General features: G+C 61.5%; 17 protein-coding genes, 1 tRNA gene and 3 pseudogenes. 13 read left to right on the forward strand and 8 right to left on the reverse strand.

The window, feature by feature from the left end; all coding sequences use genetic code 11:
* Window positions 1-27 precede the first annotated feature (27 nt).
* Entirely contained in the window at window positions 28-1,563 is a 1,536-nt protein-coding gene (locus NED97_RS09945; protein ID WP_252490535.1) for a TrkH family potassium uptake protein, read from the forward strand.
* 557 nt (window positions 1,564-2,120) lie between these two features.
* On the opposite strand, the gene NED97_RS09950 is transcribed toward NED97_RS09945, so the two are convergent.
* Together NED97_RS09950 and NED97_RS09955 are read right to left on the reverse strand one after the other, a co-directional pair.
* A complete protein-coding gene (locus tag NED97_RS09950; RefSeq protein ID WP_252490536.1) occupies window positions 2,121-3,668 on the reverse strand; it encodes a TrkH family potassium uptake protein in 1,548 nt (515 codons plus the stop codon).
* Window positions 3,665-4,336 (reverse strand): potassium channel family protein, encoded by a 672-nt coding sequence (locus NED97_RS09955; protein WP_252490537.1) that lies wholly within the window; start codon window positions 4,334-4,336, stop codon window positions 3,665-3,667. The genes NED97_RS09950 and NED97_RS09955 overlap by 4 nt, the downstream gene beginning before the upstream one ends.
* A 225-nt stretch (window positions 4,337-4,561) precedes the next feature.
* Here NED97_RS09955 and NED97_RS09960 point away from each other — a divergent pair, with 225 nt between their 5' ends.
* Window positions 4,562-5,269 (forward strand): universal stress protein, encoded by a 708-nt coding sequence (locus tag NED97_RS09960; protein ID WP_252490538.1) that lies wholly within the window; start codon window positions 4,562-4,564, stop codon window positions 5,267-5,269.
* Between the two features lie 229 nt (window positions 5,270-5,498).
* On the opposite strand, the pseudogene NED97_RS09965 reads toward NED97_RS09960, so the two are convergent.
* Both NED97_RS09965 and NED97_RS09970 read right to left on the reverse strand, forming a co-directional pair.
* Window positions 5,499-5,771 (reverse strand): annotated as a pseudogene (locus NED97_RS09965) (cation:proton antiporter regulatory subunit); the annotation flags it as partial.
* A complete protein-coding gene (locus NED97_RS09970; protein WP_252490675.1) occupies window positions 5,729-5,905 on the reverse strand; it encodes a hypothetical protein in 177 nt (58 codons plus the stop codon). The gene NED97_RS09970 and the pseudogene NED97_RS09965, both read right to left, overlap by 43 nt.
* Window positions 5,906-6,109: 204 nt before the next feature.
* On the opposite strand from NED97_RS09970, the gene NED97_RS09975 reads away from it, so the two are divergent.
* Entirely contained in the window at window positions 6,110-6,517 is a 408-nt protein-coding gene (locus NED97_RS09975) for a universal stress protein (RefSeq protein WP_252490539.1), read from the forward strand.
* Between the two features lie 166 nt (window positions 6,518-6,683).
* Here the strand turns inward: NED97_RS09975 and NED97_RS09980 are convergent.
* Window positions 6,684-7,607 (reverse strand): annotated as a pseudogene (locus NED97_RS09980) (formate/nitrite transporter family protein); the annotation flags it as partial.
* A 238-nt stretch (window positions 7,608-7,845) separates the two neighbouring features.
* Between NED97_RS09980 and NED97_RS09985 the strand changes: the two are divergent.
* Complete coding sequence (locus NED97_RS09985) at window positions 7,846-8,133, forward strand: amphi-Trp domain-containing protein (protein WP_252490540.1); 288 nt, start codon at window positions 7,846-7,848, stop codon at window positions 8,131-8,133.
* Here NED97_RS09985 and NED97_RS09990 read toward each other — a convergent pair whose 3' ends face one another.
* Window positions 8,134-8,544, reverse strand: coding sequence for a hypothetical protein (locus NED97_RS09990; RefSeq protein ID WP_252490541.1), 411 nt, complete (start codon window positions 8,542-8,544; stop codon window positions 8,134-8,136).
* A gap of 59 nt (window positions 8,545-8,603) precedes the next feature.
* Here NED97_RS09990 and NED97_RS09995 point away from each other — a divergent pair, with 59 nt between their 5' ends.
* Entirely contained in the window at window positions 8,604-9,239 is a 636-nt protein-coding gene (locus tag NED97_RS09995; RefSeq protein WP_252490542.1) for an adenylate kinase, read from the forward strand.
* Window positions 9,240-9,251: 12 nt separating this feature from the next.
* Here NED97_RS09995 and NED97_RS10000 read toward each other — a convergent pair whose 3' ends face one another.
* Window positions 9,252-10,787: a DUF7289 family protein gene (locus tag NED97_RS10000; protein WP_252490543.1), complete on the reverse strand. Its 1,536-nt coding sequence runs from the start codon at window positions 10,785-10,787 to the stop codon at window positions 9,252-9,254.
* A 243-nt stretch (window positions 10,788-11,030) separates the two neighbouring features.
* Between NED97_RS10000 and NED97_RS10005 the strand changes: the two genes are divergently transcribed.
* The 6 genes and pseudogenes from NED97_RS10005 (at window position 11,031) to NED97_RS10030 (ending at window position 14,838) form a co-directional block, all read left to right on the forward strand.
* The gene (locus NED97_RS10005; RefSeq protein ID WP_252490544.1) at window positions 11,031-11,981 is read left to right on the forward strand and encodes a DUF106 domain-containing protein; all 951 of its coding nucleotides are present in this window, start codon (window positions 11,031-11,033) and stop codon (window positions 11,979-11,981) included.
* A 135-nt stretch (window positions 11,982-12,116) separates the two neighbouring features.
* Window positions 12,117-12,695 carry a (d)CMP kinase gene (cmk, locus tag NED97_RS10010; protein WP_252490545.1) on the forward strand — a complete coding sequence of 193 codons (579 nt, stop codon included), beginning with the start codon at window positions 12,117-12,119 and terminating at the stop codon, window positions 12,693-12,695.
* Window positions 12,695-13,597: an RNA-guided pseudouridylation complex pseudouridine synthase subunit Cbf5 gene (locus tag NED97_RS10015; protein WP_252490546.1), complete on the forward strand. Its 903-nt coding sequence runs from the start codon at window positions 12,695-12,697 to the stop codon at window positions 13,595-13,597. The genes cmk and NED97_RS10015 overlap by 1 nt, the downstream gene beginning before the upstream one ends.
* A gap of 69 nt (window positions 13,598-13,666) precedes the next feature.
* Window positions 13,667-13,972: pseudogene (locus NED97_RS23225) on the forward strand (branched-chain amino acid ABC transporter permease); the annotation flags it as partial.
* A gap of 151 nt (window positions 13,973-14,123) precedes the next feature.
* A tRNA-Pro gene (locus NED97_RS10025) sits at window positions 14,124-14,194 on the forward strand.
* A 185-nt stretch (window positions 14,195-14,379) separates the two neighbouring features.
* The gene (locus tag NED97_RS10030) at window positions 14,380-14,838 is read left to right on the forward strand and encodes a hypothetical protein (RefSeq protein ID WP_345781236.1); all 459 of its coding nucleotides are present in this window, start codon (window positions 14,380-14,382) and stop codon (window positions 14,836-14,838) included.
* Between the two features lie 92 nt (window positions 14,839-14,930).
* Here NED97_RS10030 and NED97_RS10035 read toward each other — a convergent pair whose 3' ends face one another.
* A complete protein-coding gene (locus NED97_RS10035) occupies window positions 14,931-15,167 on the reverse strand; it encodes a MarR family transcriptional regulator (protein WP_252490607.1) in 237 nt (78 codons plus the stop codon).
* A 360-nt stretch (window positions 15,168-15,527) separates the two neighbouring features.
* On the opposite strand from NED97_RS10035, the gene NED97_RS10040 reads away from it, so the two are divergent.
* Both NED97_RS10040 and NED97_RS10045 read left to right on the forward strand, forming a co-directional pair.
* Window positions 15,528-16,343, forward strand: coding sequence for an Nmad3 family putative nucleotide modification protein (locus tag NED97_RS10040; RefSeq protein WP_252490548.1), 816 nt, complete (start codon window positions 15,528-15,530; stop codon window positions 16,341-16,343).
* Between the two features lie 81 nt (window positions 16,344-16,424).
* Entirely contained in the window at window positions 16,425-16,964 is a 540-nt protein-coding gene (locus NED97_RS10045) for an acyltransferase (protein ID WP_252490608.1), read from the forward strand.
* Window positions 16,965-16,968: the final 4 nt, after the last annotated feature.

A 16,968-nucleotide genomic window follows, 5' to 3' on the forward strand; every position in this document is an offset into this window, starting at 1 on the left:
TATGGACAGTACGTGGTGTCTCGATCCATGAGATGGCGGGTTGACTGGCGGGCAGGTGTCAGCCTCGTCGGGACCGTCATTAAATATCTCGCCCTGACGATGTTCGTTCCACTAACTGTCGCCGTCATCTACTGGGAAGACGTCTGGGTTTTCGTCGCGTCTATCCTGATCGCGGTTGCTATCGGTCTGTCTCTCGAGCGTCTCGACCCGGACCCGGACCTCGGACCGGAGGAGGCGTTGCTCCTGGTTTCGCTGTCGTGGTTCGCCGCCGCGCTCATCGGGATGATTCCGTTCATGCTCGCCGGGTACGGGACTGGGTCGACGCTTGCACACCCGGTCAATGCCCTCTTCGAGTCGATGAGCGGCTTTACCACGACCGGGGCGACTGTCATGGGCGAGATCAGTTTCGAGCGCCACTCGCACGCGCTGTTGATGTGGCGCCAGCTCACGCAGTGGCTCGGCGGGATGGGGATTATTGTCCTGATGATAGCCATCCTTCCCGAACTCGCAGTCAACGGTGCGCAGTTGATGCAGACGGAGGCCCCCGGTCCCGAGCTACAGAAGCTCACGCCAAAAATCGCGGAAACGGCGCGAGCGCTCTGGCTCGTCTACTTCGGGTTCACGGTGGTGTATATCTGTCTGCTGTACGGCCTTCACCTGGCCGGGTTTGCGCCGAATATGGACTTCTACAACGCCGTCGCACACGGCTTTACGACCTTACCGACCGGCGGCTTCTCTCCACAGGCCGACAGTATCGCCGCGTTCTCGGCTGCGGTTCAGTGGGTCGTCATCCCGTTCATGGTGATCGCCGGCGTGAACTTCGCCCTGTTCTGGCACGCGTTCCGGGGCGAGTTCCGCGAACTCACCCACGACACGGAGTTCCGGGCCTACACCGGTGCGATAGCGGTTTTGATCGCGATACTGTCGGTGCTGCTGGCCCGTGGCGCAGCGCCCGTCCTCGAGATCGGTGGCGCGACCGAGGGGCTGACCGAAAACACGATCCGCCAAGCTGCGTTCCAGATCGGCGCGTTGCTGAATTCGACCGGATACGCGACGAGTGACTTCGCGCAGTGGAGCACGAACGCACAGATGGTCCTCCTGTTCGCGATGTTTATCGGCGGGTCAGCCGGATCGACCGGTGGCGGAATCAAGGTCATCCGATGGCTGGTGGTTCTCAAGGCGATTCGACGGGAACTCTTCGTGTCTGCACATCCGGAGGCAGTCCGACCGGTACGTCTCGCTGGCCACGTCATCGACGAGGATGCCATTCGCGGGATCTTCGCGTTCACCCTCCTCTACCTGCTGCTGTTCGCGGGATCCGCCGTGTTTATCGCCGTCGACTCGGCGCGGATCGGGTACGACTTGAGCGCGCTCGAGGCGATCAGTGCATCGCTGGCGACCATCGGGAACATCGGACCTGGCTTCGGGTCACTCGGCCCGTTCGGAAGCTATCTCGAGTTCTCCAATACGTCCAAACTGCTCATGACATTCCTGATGTGGGTTGGCCGGCTCGAGATCGTCCCGGTCCTCGCCCTGTTCATCAGCGGCCTGGACCGGTCCTGACTCGAGGTTCTGTTTCTGGAAACGGTCGTCACCGGCCCGGGTCGCCGGGATGCCGTCCTCTCTGGTTCCGAGAGGTCGAGCGATTACCGCTGGTTTTGTGTGGCTCGTTCGACGGATTGTTTGAGCGTATTCTGTACTGCCCACGCCGCCCAGAGAAAGACGAGGGCCGTGAATACGACCATCTCGATTCGGACGATCGAGCCGTGCCAGATGGTGAGAACGATTGCGGCGAGCGTGACTGAGAGTGTGATGACACTGAATATATCGTAGAACGACCGCGGGTTCCGGACACTGGGAAGCCGTACGCGCACGTGATACCAGTACGGTTGAAACACATATATAACACCGGTAGCACCGCACCGGAACGCGTTCCGTCTCTGGTACGGAGCGTACCACAGCACGACCCAACAGGGGAAGTTCACGGACGACACGGTAACAGTTGTCGACGTACAATCGAAGACGGGCAAGCAATATCGAAAACCGAGATGCCTTTCTATCACACATCGTTCCGAGCCGTTGCAGTCCGCGTCTGATGGTGTCTCGTTATCGTACACCTGTCAATCGTACAATCCGGCGCGCACCATGGCCCCGCGAAGGAGAACCAGCACGGGAATGATCTCGAGCCGCCCGATCCACATGTTGAGGAGGAACACGACCTTCGCGGCGACAGGCATATCCGGGCCGGTGATCCCGGCGGAGAGGCCGACCGTGCTCTGTGCGCTCATGACCTCGAAGAGCGCGTACTCGGTCGGAATCTCCGTCGGAAGCGTCGCGAGGAGGACGGTCAGTCCCACCGCGAGGAAGATCAGCCAGAGGAGCAACACGATCGCCGCCTCCTCGAGTTCTCTGCTCGCCTGATCTTCGTCGAGCGATCGATCCCCGATTCGGAGCCGTCGCACTGCGGAACTCGGGGTGAACACGCCGGCGATACGCCACCGGGAACCTTTCACGAGCGTGATCGCGCGGATGAGTTTGATTCCACCGACCGTCGACCCGGCGGCGGCACCGGTGAGCATTCCTGCACAGACGATCAGCGTCGCGTCGGCGGTCCAGACCTGTTCCGTCCCGTTTCCGATCGCCGTCGTGCCGAACCCAGCGTTCGACGTCCCGGAGACGAACTGGAAGAGTCCGTATCGAAACGCGTCCTCGAAGCTATCGTACGTGCCACGGAGGTAGAGAGTCCCCGTCAGGACGATCGAGCCGATACTGAACCAGATGAAGACCCACCGGGTCTGAACGTCCGCATAGAGGTTCCTGATCTCGCCTTTGAATAGCAGGTAGTGGACGGGGAAGGCGATGCTGCCCGCGACCATCACCGGGATGACCGCGTACTCGATGAGCGGACTGCCGTAGTGACCGATCGAGTCGGCGTGAATCGAGAATCCGCCGGTCGAAATACCGGTCATCGCGTGATTGATTGCCCCCCACAGCGGCATCCCGGCCGCGAGGAACAACCCGATAGCCCCGATCGTGAGGACGAGGTAAATCTTCCAGATTTCGTGCACTGTCGAGACGATACTGGGATGGATCTTCGTCGATCGGGCCTCGCTCTCGTACAGCGTGAGCGACCCACTCCCCGGTCGTGCGAGGACGGCGACCGTCAGCACGATGACCCCGACGCCGCCGATCCACTCAGTGAACGACCGCCACCACTGCATCGTTGCGGTGAGTTCCTCTTCCGTGTTCGCCATCGTCAGCCCCGTCGAGGTGAATCCGCTGAGACTCTCGAAAACGCCGTTCAGCGGATCCTGGAACTCGGCGGTCGTCTCGTTGAGCGGTGGCGTGTTCGCCCACGTCGGGAACGGGTCGATAGCGATCGTCCACGCGACGAGAAGCAAGGGGAGCGCGCCGAGGACGCCGACGGCCGCCCACGCGGCCGCTGCGGTAAGCATCCCGTGGAGTTTGTCCGAGTCCGGCGCGTCGGCGAACCAGCGAGAGAGGCTCCCGCCGACTGCGAGCATCACGAAGCCCGACCCCACGAGCGCCGGGATCGCGTAGTACTCACGATGTAGTATCGCCACGGGAATCGAGACGAACGCCATGAGGGAGACGATCTGGACGATCCCTCCGACGTCCCGTCCCACCGTTCGAAACTGGACCCTCATTCGTGATTCCCGGTAAACGCCATCACGGCATCGTCCAGCGTAGCATCGTCGGTAAACACCGTTACCTGGTCGCCCGCGTGAACCGTCGTCTCTCCTCTCGGCGCTCGAATCTCCCCGTCGCGCTCGAGTGCGACGACGAGACAGCCGTCTGGAAGCGCTCCCGACTCTTTTGCCGTCGCGAGCAGTTGTCCGTTCATCCGCGCGTCCTCGGTGACGGTCAGTTCCACCAGTTCGGTCTGATCGTCGAGATCGATGAAGTCACTGACGTTCGGATACCGGACGGAGTGATAGAGATAGTCCGCGATCAGTCGCTGCGGATTCTCGATCATGTTGACGCCGATCTTCTCGAAGACGGGGAGGTTTTCGGGCTCGTGGACGACGCTGACCAGGTTCGGGACGTCGTGTTCCTGGGCGAGTAACATCACCATGATGTTGACCGCGTCGACGTCAGTGGTCGAAATGACGGCGTCCGCACGGTCGATCTCCGCGTCTCTGAGCGTCCCGTGGTTCGTCGCGTCGTCGTTGAGGACGAGACAGTCATGCTCCGTCGAGACCTCGTTCGCTCGTTCCTCGTCAGTCTCGATGACGACGACGTCGTTGCCGCCGTTCACTGCGAGGTCGATCAGATTCGAACCGATGCTTCCCGCGCCGATGATTACGAGGTACATGTATTAGTTCACCAGTCTACGAATCGCATTCGTTACATCGAGAGCGTATCGATGGGCTACTGTTTTCCTAGTAAGCGATTGGATACGTCCGTATAAAAGAGTCGGTTCGGGAAATCGCCCGACTGAGTCCCGATTCAGCGTCGAATTCCTCTGGCTTGGCGATGCCAGGAACAGTTGTGGAACACACCTATTGGTCCAGTCATCCTCTATGGGAGTAGAAAGACTATGTCGTCAAACGTACTCGTTCCGATCAGCCTGCCGGATCCGGAATCAGTCCCGGCGTCACTCGTCGAGTTGCTTTCCTCCACGAGCGTCTTCGTCCTCGGGGTATACGACGTTCCCGACCAGACCGCACTCGAACTGGCTCGCGATACCGACCGGGGAGAAAACGAGAAGCGGATCAACACGGCCGTGGATCAGTTCAGCGAGGTCGGCGCCGAGGTCACGTCGAAAATCGTCTTCACTCACGATCGCCGTGAGACGATCGATCGTGTGGCCACGGAGGAAGACTGCAACGTCATTCTCGTGCCGAATCACGCCGGTCGGATGGAGTGGGTTTTGGTCCCCCTTCGCGGTGACGCGAACCTCGAGCGGATCACCGACTTCGTGGACGACTTAACCACCGACGTGTTGCAGAAGGTGAGTCTGGTCCACGTGGCAGAATCGGAAACGGACCGAGAGGAAGGGAAAGCGCTCATCGAGAACGGGCGCCAGAAACTGGTCGAAGCGGGAATAGACGATCGGTTGATCGACACCGATCTCGTCGTGTCCGATGACGTGGTCGGAACGGTTACCGAACGAGCAAAGGATTACGATACGATCGTCATGGGGGGAACCGAACCGTCCCTCCTGGACCGTATCTTCGGTGATATTCCACACCGAATCAGTCAGGAGACCGGGTGTCCCGTCTTCGTCATTCCTCCTGAAATGTAGATGGAATCAGCAGTCGAGTTGCGCGCTGTCGCTCGATGCGCCTCAAAACACTACGAGAAACGGTAGAGAGACCGACTGACGTCATCGAATATCCGATCAGCATACGCTGATCATCGAGCGAACGTCGGTTTGGCTCATCAGCACGTATGCGTTCTACGATCGGCTCTACTGGAGACGGCCAGTAGAACGCGATCGGTGTACGAGTCGTGTTAACCGAACGAATACCGCGTCAGTGAACGTAGGCGATGAACTGGTTGACCGTTTCGTCACTGCCCGCGACGATGAGCGTATCGTCTTCCCGAACGGTGAACTCCGGACCCATGTCCGTCGAGAGCTGTTCCCCACGCTCGACCGCAACGACGGTACACCCCGTTCGCGAACGGACGTCGGCCTCGCCGAGCGTTCGGCCGACGATGGCCGGTGCAGCCGTCCGGACGATTTCGAACTGCGTCTCCGGCGTCAGTACCTCTTCGTCCTCGAGTAACACCGAGGGGAGCATCCGGCGAAGCCGGCCGTCGTCAGCGACTCGATGACGGTCTGGACCGACTGCACGAGCGTCAGTTGCACCCCCTCGTACGTCGCCATCGCCCACTGGTAGACGAACGCGTAGACGAGAATGATGCCGAGGACTGCCACGAGCGAGAAAACGACCCGTCGCCACCACGTATTCGTTCGGCACACGAACGGTGAGGGTACGGAAATCGGACGGTCCGTTAGTGACCGCGCTGTCGTCTCGAAACTCGCCCGTGATCCACCGGCTGTCACCGCGACCCCCAGCTTGAATCGACGATCGAAGCATGCAGATAAAACGACTTTGTCGGACGAGGCCCTACGTCGACCATGGATGTCCTCGTCGCCGTAGACGACTCGGAAGAAGCCCGGCAGGCGCTCGAACACGCGCTCGAGACGTTTCCCGACGCCGCGATACGAGTCGTCACCGTCCTCGAGGTAGAGCTCTCGGATATGCCGGGCAGCTCCGACGCATCGGCGGAAGACGCGGCCCGCGAAGACGCCGAGGAAATCCTCTCCGACGCGGTGGCGATCGCCGAGGAGTACGGCCAGACCGTCGAGACGGACGTCGTTACCGGCCACCCTGCGAAGGCGACGGTCTCGTTCGCCGACGAACGAGACGTCGATCACATCGTCATCGGGAGTCGCGGGAAGGGCGGCGTGAAACGGGTCCTGCTCGGGAGCGTCGCCGAGACGGTCGTCCGCCGGGCGGACTGTCCCGTGACGGTCGTCCGGTGATTCGTCACTCGTTTTCGCTGTAATCGACGGCGTCACTCGTACGATCGGCCTCGCCTTCCTCCCTGCGCTCGGTCCCGTCCACGGTGTCCGCCTCGAGTCGTGACCCCATTCGCTCCGCAATTCCGAGCTGGTCTTCCGGCAATTCGGACTCCTTGCCGGGTCTGGCAGGAACGTAGGCGCGCCCGGCGAGCCCGCCGATAAACCACTCCCGCACCGTCAGCTGTCGTTCGGCTCCGTCCTGGCGAGCGGCCTCGAGACGGCGTTCGGTCGTCTGGAAGTAGTTGACGACCGTCACGAGCAGGACGCCGCCGATGGTGTTGCCGAGCAGGACCGGCAGGACGAACTGGCTCATCCCCGCGTAGAGCGCGATTCGTCCGTTGAACACGAGGTACATCACCTCGGTGATGGAGACGACGACGTGGAACAGATCCGCAAACGGGATCATGAGAAACGCCATGTAGACGAGGAAGAACCGGGTGATAGTGTCGCGGGACGCGAAGTCGAGCCAGACGACGCCGGCGACGATCAGTCCGGCGAACGCGGCCTTGAAGAACAGGTCCCAGAAGGGCGTCTCCATTCCTTTCATGGCGATCTCGGTGGCCGCGATGGACGCGTCGTGGGAGAAGACGCCGGTGAACGCGAGCACGAGCGCGCCGAACGTTCCGCCGACGAAGTTTCCGATCAGGACCACCGTCCAGACGCGAAAGAGTGCCGGGAGACTCGCCAGCCGCTCGAGGACGAGCGCGACCGGCGGCAGGGTGTTCTCCGTGTAGAGCTGATAGCCGCCCAGGATGATGTAGATGAAGCCGATCGGATAGAGGAACCCGCTCAGAACCGGATCTCCGTCGTATTTGGCGTACATCGAGGCGTATATCAGGAACGTCAGCGTGATCGCGAATCCGGCGGCGAGAGCACTGAAGAACAGCTCGCGGAGCCCGGTGTCGATCTCGTCGTCCGCCGCGGCGATAATCCGCTGGAAGACCTCGTTGCTCTCGAAGCGATCCCGGACGACCGCACCGACCGCCGGTGCGCCGTGGCGCGACTGTTCGACGCTCTTTCGAAGCGAGTCGTCGGGATCGTCTTCGCTCATTATGCCGCCTTCCGGGCTCACCGGTGAAAACGCCTGTCATCTGCGTGTCAGCGGTCTCCGGAGTCTACACTGGCAGCACGTTCCCGTTCCGGCCAGCTTCGACACTGCTCGAGTCGCCGGATCGGACTCGTAGCCGGCGGATACCGCGGGACCTGCTTCCTGTGCATCGTCACGATGCGCACAGTGACCGCTCGCCACCGGCGATAGACTCTCTATCCTGGCCATTGTACAGATCAGTATGCCAGAAGAAGTACTCTTCAAGTTCGAACGCTCGATGGAGCGCGCAGAGATCGCGGACTACCTCCGAACGGTCGCAGATTCGGTCGAGAGCGGCGACGTGACGCTCGACGCCGGCGACGAATCCGTCACCATGTCACCGCCGGCGCGTCCGACCTTCGAGATCAAGGCCGAACGGGAAACCTCGAGTTCCGGCGGGCCGGCCGAACTCAGCGTCGAGTTCGAACTCGAGTGGGACGAGGGCGACGAGGGCGACGAGAGCGGTGACGGCGAACTTCGGATACAGTAGCTAGAGATCGACGAGCCAGACCCGGTACTCCTCGGGGAGGCCGTAGGCGCGTCGGAACACCGCGTCGAGAAACTGCCCGATCCGGTTCGGGTCCGCCTTCGCGCTGATTCGAACGTTGACGCCGTCGGCCTCCTCGGGCCGATTCAGTTCGTCTATTTTGAACACCGGATACTCCGAGAGCAGTCCCTTGAGTTCCTCGAGTTCCGCATCGGTACAGTCGAGGTTGATCGTTCCGTCGGCGAACTGGATCCACGGGGTTCCCAGATCGGGATCGGTTCCCTTCGCCTGCGCGAGCGATTCCTCGTCGGCTTCGAACGTCACGAACCCGCTTCCGCGTTCTCGGTGGGCCTGGATTCCCTCGGCGTACAGCTTTCGCCGGTCCGTCGGATCGACGGCATCGAATCGAGTCATACCCGTAGAGATGTGCCCGATTCTTTAAGCCTTTATGTGGTGCTGGCGAACGGGGAGATATGGCACAGCCACGAATCCTGATTCTGGGGGCGCCCGGAGCGGGAAAAGGAACCCAGAGCGCAAAGATCGCGGAGGAGTTCGACGTCGAGCACGTCACGACCGGCGACGCACTTCGTGCGAACAAGGGCATGGACATCTCCGACATGGACACGGAGTACGACACGCCACGTGAGTACATGGACCAGGGCGAGCTCGTGCCCGACGAGGTCGTCAACGCCATCGTCGACGAGGCCCTCTCCCAGGCCGACGGCTTCGTCCTCGACGGCTACCCGCGCAACTTAGAGCAGGCCGAAGAACTCGAGGACATGACCGACCTCGACGTCGTCCTCTACCTCGACGTCGGCGAGGACGAACTCGTCCACCGCCTGACCGGCCGTCGGATGGACCCCGAGACGGGCGATATCTACCACATCGAGTACAACCCGCCGGAGGACCCCGAGGTCGAAGAGCGACTCGAGCAGCGGGACGACGACACCGAGGACACGGTCAAAGAACGGCTGCGCGTCTACCGAGAGAACACCGAGCCGGTGATCGAACATTACGAGGACGAGGGCGTGCTCGAGCGCGTCGACGGCGCGCAGGCGCCGGACGAGGTCTGGGAGGACGTGAAGGCGACGATAGACCAGTCGGCCTAATTTAATAACGAGCTATTTATTCGTCACTTTCACGTCGTAGTGGGCCACATTTACATACGTCAATTGTGGTGGAGGTACGTATCCGTCCGGATATGCGGTAAGATTCGCATCTTGAAGGCTATCGTCGTACTCTATATCTTGGGCATTAGCCTGGAAGTGCACAGAATGGGCAATGATCGATCCGGTAAATTTGGGATTTGAAAGGAGACAAACCTGATGGCCAGAACAATGCTTATTATCTATTACTTTGTTTTCTCCCTCAAAGTAGTCTGTTGGTGTAAAAATAGTTCCTACGTAAGTGCCGCCGGTGATTCCAACAGAGGTGTCTGGCGTGCCAAACAATTGTAACTGCTCGGCCTGGCGTTCGCCGTCTATTTCTTCGGGCTTAACATCTCCACCACTCATCTCAAAATTACCCGTCGTGTATATTTTTAGTGAGTTATTTGGGCTATTTTCGTTCTCCCAATCTCTGACAGAGAGACCTTCGTCATTTAGATCGACATCACCGTCGACAAGAATCGTCGCGTTTCCATCTGAGAGGTTAACGACGAGTTCATCGTTGAGGGATACCTCTCCTGCCAAGTGCGTCCCATTCTCTATTTGCTCACTTCCGTCAATGACCCCCTGTTCTTCGATGTCATCCCCCTCTTCACCGAACTCATTATTTTCAGCGTCTTCGATCATCTCGTGAATCGTATTATTGAGATCACCGAACGATCCCGGATTGAGTTCGATTTCTTCTTCGACGCTATCACTACCACTTCCCTGCTCGCTCCAGCTTTCAGAATAGGTCACTCCCTCTTCGAACGCATCTTCCATCTCGAGGTGTCCAAGCGTAACGGTCAGAATCGCTGAATCCCCTTCTGCGGGTTCGATGTTCCGGACGACCGCATTACTGGCCTGCTGTTCGAAATACGTCGCCCATCCACGCCAGTATTCACTTTTGATTATAAGATCAACGCTCTCGTCTTCGACAACGTTCGTTTCGGCGTACGCTGTTGTCTCATTGTGAGACATGGATATATCGCCGGTACCGAGCTGTTCGTCACCAGAAACGGTGATAACAGGGAGCGTCAACGTCTCACTGTGAAAATCATAATAGATCGGAGGGGAGGATACCACGCGCGTTTCTTCCCCCGTTTCACGGAACACTGCACCTGATTCGTAGGCGATCTTCGTTCCACTATCGCTCTCGTATTCGATCGTTCCGAACGTAAGATTGAGATCTTGTTTTAAGCCATCTGATTCAACTCGCATATATCCGGTTTCGTCCCGGGCGATGGCTCCGTCTTCACCGGCATCAAGATTGATCGTGTTCGCAGTATCAGAGTTAAACGACGTTTCTGATAGGGACTGGCTCATTTTTACGAACGACAGTTCAACCCGTTCTTCCTCCGTCTGATGCTCGGTCGTGGTCAGGAGGTCACCTCCGACCACGAGGATTCCGGCGCTGGCGACGGCGACCATTCCGATCAGTATCACGAACCCGATTAATGCCGCCTGACCGCGCTCCGTCGAAATGGTTGCTCCGTCGCCAACATCACTCATATGTTCCTAGAGGAATGGTGGCGATAATAAAACTCTCGGCTGATAGAATCATTCGCCGCCGTTTATTCCACCCGTTCTCCGGAGGACGGAAAGGAAACTCGAGCAGCGAACGAACGACGGCCGTGAGCGACGCAGAGAGCCCCGAACAGTTCGGTTATCGAATCTTCTCCGCCGCGAGGGAGCGAAACCCGGCATCCCCGAAGATAAACACTTGTATATCGGACGTACCCTAGCCTTCGTCAGATGACGCGTACAGCCGAGAAGATCAACGCCCTCGTCCGCGAGGATTCCTCGATGACGGATGCCCTCGAGGCCATCCGCGAGGAGGCCGACAGGAACGGTGGCGAGGTCCAGTGGGGCGATGTCAACGACGACCTGACCAGCGGGCAGTGGGGTCGACTGATCGAAAAAGGCGTGCTGGTCGACGGCGACCAGGGGTTCGAAATCGCCGACCGCGAGGCCTACGACGAGGCGCTCGACGGAGACGGTGAGACCGACGGCGTTCCGGACGTCGATATCGACGAAGAGGAGGCGAGCTGGTCGCAGTGGGACAAGATGGCCGGCGCCGGTTCGGTGCTGTTGATGGTCGGCTACTGGTTTAACTCAGTGCGGGATACGGTCGGGAGTACGATCAACATGGCGCTCGGGCCGCTCGATGCAGCGCTGCCGTTCTACGCCGTGATCCTCTCCGTCGCGCTGCTGACCGGTCTCTACTCGACGCTCCTGCAAGCGAACCTGATGAACCCCGACCGCATCGGGAAGTACCAGGAGCGGATGAAGGCGATGCAAGAGAAACAGAAGGACGTCCGCGAGCGCAAAGAAGAGGCCGAAGAGCGCGGCGCGAGCGAGGCCGAGATCGAACGCCTTGAGAACGAGATGGAGCGCGCCCGCGAAGAGCAGATGGAGGCCATGGCCGACAACATCGGGATGTTCAAAGAGCAGTTCAGACCGATGGTCTGGATCATGCTGTTTACGATCCCGCTGTTCCTTTGGATGTACTGGAAGATCCAGAGCGCGGGCATCGCCGACGCCGAGGCGACGATCATCATGCCGATCGTCGGCGAGACCGGCTGGAACGAGGGCCTACTCGGTCCGATGCAGGCATGGATCGTCTGGTACTTCCTGTGCTCGATGGGCTTTACGCAACTGCTTCGCAAGTCCCTGAACATCGACATGACGCCGTCGAGCGCCTGAATCCGGCGCCGACCCCTTCTCTGCAGTTACCGCCCTCGTCGCGATCGTCGCGGCGTGGTCCCCCGTCACACGCTCACGGGCGTGTTTCGTCGGTGGATTCAAAACCCATTTTACCCGTCCCGTCGCAGTTTGGATATGTTACTCACCGTCTCCGGCCCGCCGGGAAGCGGGAAGAGTACGACTGCGGAGTTGCTCGCCGACGCATTCGATCTCGACCACGTCAGCGGCGGCGACATCTTCCGTGAGCTAGCCGACGAGCGCGGCTACACCCCTCTCGAGTTCAACAAACTCGCGGAGGAGAACGAGTCGATCGACCGCGACCTCGATCGTCGGCTGCGCGAAATCGCCATCGAAGAGGACGACCTCGTGCTCGAGTCGCGCCTGGCCGGCTGGCTCGCCGGCGATCACGCCGACTTCCGATTCTGGCTCGACGCGCCGGCGGGAGTCCGCGGCTATCGGATCGCCGAACGGGAGGAGAAGGATCCCGAACGGGCGACCGAGGAGACGAAGGCGCGCGAGGCGAGCGAGGCCCAGCGGTACCAGGAGTACTACGGGATCGACATCCGGGATCTGACGATCTACGATCTCTCCGTGAACACCGCTCGCTGGGAGCCCGACGCCGTCCTCGACATGCTCGTGACCGCCGTCGACGAGTACGAGCCAAACGGTGACGAAGGAAAGGCGACCGTCACCGGCGTCGACTACGACTTCTAATGGCACTTCGTGGCCCACCCGAGGAGCGATCGCCCGCCGACCTCCTGACCTTCGGCGTCGTCAACCTCGACAAACCGCCCGGACCGTCCTCCCACCAGGTGAGCGGCTGGCTCCGGGATACCGTTGCGGACACGCTGGCCGAACGCGACGCGGGGACGATCGACCAGGCGGCTCACGCCGGCACCCTCGATCCGAAGGTGACCGGCTGCCTCCCGATCATGCTCGGCGACGCGACGCGACTCGCACAGACGTTCCTCGAGGGCGCGAAGGAGTACGTCGCCGTCCTCGAGTGCCACGGCCCCGTTCCGGCCGACGTCGAGTCGATCGCCGTCGAGTTCGAGGGCCCGATCTATCAGAAGCCGCCGCGAAAGAGCGCCGTCTCGCGTCGCCTTCGCGTGCGCGAAATTTACGACCTCGAGGTGCTCGAGGCCGACGATCGACAGGCGCTCGTGCGAATTCGGTGTGAGAGCGGGACCTACGTCCGAAAACTCTGTCACGATCTCGGCCTCGCGCTGGGGACGGGCGGTCATATGGGACACCTCCGGCGGACGGCGACGACGCCGTTCGACGACTCGACGCTGCACACCGCCCAGGAGTTCTACGACGCGCTCGCCTTCTGGCTCGAGGACGACGATCCGGAGCCGCTGTTCGAGGTCGTCGAGCCGGCCGAGCGGATTCTCGAGCACATTCCGAGCGTGATGATCGCCGAGAGCGCGGCCCAGCAGGTCGCGACGGGCGCGCCGGTCTACGCGCCGGGCGTACTCGAGGCGGACGACGCCGACCGCGGCTCCCTCGTCGCCTGCTATACGCCGAACGGGGCGGCGGTGTGTCTCGGCGAACTGGTCGGCGAGCCGGACGCCGAGAGCGGCGCCGTCGTCGATCTCGAGCGCGTGTTGGTGTGATACCGGCGACCAACTCACCTCTCACGGGGTTCTCGAATACCGAGGCCGAGAGCAGCGAGGTGCGTCGACGGGCCGCTCTTTGGTACCGTCCTATACGAGTGGCTCGAGGACGTTCTCTCTTCGGAACAGGGCGGGCTCGCGCCGTATCTCCGGGAAACGCTTCCGGAAGGGGTGTTGACAACCGACGTCGCCGGCGTGACGTTCCTCGACGTGATCAACGCGGTCGTCGACGGCCGCAGCCAGCTGTACCTCGGAATCGTCTTCGTGCTGTTCGTGCTGTTCGTCCCGAACGGGCTGCTCGGTTCGATCCGGGACCGTCTCGGCGGCACCGTCGCGAAACGGCTTCCGGCGCATCTGGAGCGGTACCGTCGCTGACGGCCGCCGTGGTGCGCTCGCGTTCTCTTTTGCGGGGGTATCGTCCCTCGACTCGAGCCGGACTGGATTCGAGTCGTGTCGTTTCTCTCGAGGTGGCTCGCTGCTTCCAAAACGACACGCTTAAACGATAGACGGCCATCGATCTACGTACGGGACCGTGGGGTAGTGGTATCCTCTGCGGATGGGGTCCGTAGGACCCGAGTTCAATTCTCGGCGGTCCCATATTCCGTCGCGAACAAACTCGTGAGCGACAGCACTCTGGAACGAGCCGAGAATTGAGCACGCAAGTCGCAGCGTCCGAGCGAAGCGAGGACGACCGTCTTGCATCTGTTCAATTCTCGGCGGTCCCATTTTCACGACGCAACGAACGAGGGAGCGTAGCGACCGTTGTGACGCGAGGAGTGGAAATGGGAGCAGGGAGCAGCTTCGCTGCGACCGTGCTGGACGCGCTCGTCGCAAATGTGTTCTCCGGCGGGTCGATCAACACGAAACACTACGCCCCGTCGTTTGCACTGAACCACCGCGGCGAAGACGCTCACGTTCTCGATGCGCTCGATCTGGTCGGCGTCGACTATCGGATCGTCGACGACCGTCACGAGCGGGCCGATGAAGTCTGGCCGACCGAAGACGGAACTGTTCTCGGGCGGGTATTGGCTGTTCTCGGTGCGCCTGTTGGACAAGAGCGGAACAGCGTCTGGAACTCCCGGTGTATCTCGACGACGCGCCTACCGACGTTCGGGAAACGTTCGTCGTTTGCTATCTCGAGAACCGAGCGACAGAGCCCCGCGGCGGTGTCACTACGTTTCGAGAAGAACGCAACGAATCGTATCTGCTCGCATTTGCAAACTGATCGAAGACGTGAGTGACGGACCAGTGCGGGTTTCCGAAAAGAACGTATTTTATCGCAGGAAGCGACGCAGAACCTTGGCGTCGTTCGGTGAACGGGTAGATTACCCGTTCAATCCGATTCGAGGTCGTCGGCATCCAACTCTCCAACCAAGTACGCCTGACCTCGGCCGGTAATCTCGTAGAGTCCCTCGTCGACGCGATTAACGAGCCCCGCCTCGTGAAGTTTCCCGAGGCGGGTACTCAGATAGTGGCGCGAGTAGTCCAGGTTGACCGATAGTACTCGAGGCGAGAGAACGAGAGCACTATCCGCGAGAGTCTCGAGGAGACGATCGTCCGCTTGCGTCATCCACGAGACGCTCGGCCTTCGCATACTGGTACGTCATCGGCTGGCATTTTATCAATACTGGTTGGTTCGCTCGACAGCAACAGATGTTGTGCTCTGTCGTAACGAGCGGTCGGTTGAGTGGGGTGAGCGGAACGGTTCGGTGTCGGTGAACGGAAGCCGGACAGACCCGACGGTCGCCGGTCGGGTTCTCGTCAGAAACGCGAACCCGGTATTCGAGGCACCGGCCCGTCTGGTTCCCGTGAGGGAGACGGAACGCGACAGCGAACGATCCCGCTCGAGTAGATCCGTCGACCGGCCGACCGCCCGCGCCTTCGACGGCGATCAGCGGCTTTATCGGGATTCACTCCCGATCAATCGGCTATGACGGTCGTTCTCGCCGGTGTCGGTGCGGACAGCACGAACCTCGGTGCGCTGGGGCCGCTGTACGACGACGGCGGCTTCGAGTACGTGCCGATCCCCGAGAAAACTCGCGAGACGGACGAAACCGAAACGCTCGGCTCGTGGTCGCTCCGGGGAGACGACGGGGTTGCAGCCGATCTGACGACCCGGATCGAACCCCAGCCGGTCCGCGGCGGACTCGAGGCCGTCTCCGGCGGCGACCTCGCGTCCTGGCCGTTCCACCGCGATCCGAACTTCGAGGCGCTGACCTACGGCGAGCACCGGACCAGCGGCTACGTCTCGCGGCTGCGCGCCCTCGAGCCCGGTGACATCGTCGGCTTCTACGCGGGACTGCGGCGTCCGGGCGGTGACCGGGCCCACCGGTACCTGATCGGATACTTCACGGTCGACGACGTCGCGGTCGTCGCACCCGAGATGCCACTCGAGGAGCGGCGAGCGATCCTCGAGGCACACCCGAACAACGCCCACGCCAAGCGGGCGCGGGACGGCGACCTCTACCTCGAGAAGCCGGTCGTCGTCGTCGACGGCCGAGAGCCGGGCGGACTGTTCGATCGAGACCCGATTCGCCTCAGCGACTACTACGTGCGGGACGGAAACGTCCGGGCGCAGTACTACCTGCGCGAGGAGATCGAGTCCGCGTGGGACGTCCGCGCCGGCGGCGCGAACATGATGTTCAAGCCGGCCTACCGCTGTGGACTCTCCGGCGAGCGCTTCCGCGAACTGGTCGGAGTCCCCGGCGAGCGAGAGGGCGCGCACGCGGTCGTCGGCGACGGCTGATCGGCCGCTCACCCCTGCGGACCGCTCGAGGGGTGGCGAATCGATCGGTTTCATGTGGTGACAGATCGAACGATCCTCGCAGTGACCGACGACACGACCTCGAGACACGACCGCGTTCGCTCGCACCCGACCCGCGGAGCGCGCAATTCGCTCGCTCACTGGACCCGCGCTCGGCACCCGCTACGGGTCGCGATCAACTACGTGGTCGTCTGGCTCGTCCGCGTTTCGCCGAGCCTTCGGCTCAAGCGCTGGCTGCTGCGCCGGATCGGCGTCGCGGTCGGCGAGGGTGTCTCCTGGGGGCTCGAGGCGACGCCGGACGTGTTCTGGCCCGACCTGGTCACCGTCCACGACCACGCGATCGTCGGCTACGACGCGACGATCCTCTGTCACGAGTTTCTGCAGGACGAGTACCGGACCGGGGAGGTCGTCGTCGGCGAGCGGGCAATGATCGGTGCGGGCGCGATCGTCCTCCCCGGCGTCGAGATCGGGGCGGAAGCGAGCGTCGCGGCTAACTCGCTCGTGACCCGGGACGTCGAACCCGGTACCACGGTGGCCGGAGTGCCGGCCCGGCCGATGAACGGTGAGGCGCTCGAGGAGGGAGGCTCGAGCGCGGACGGGTAACCGT

This window comes from Natronococcus sp. CG52 (assembly GCF_023913515.1).
Classification (GTDB): Archaea; Halobacteriota; Halobacteria; order Halobacteriales; family Natrialbaceae; genus Natronococcus; species Natronococcus zhouii.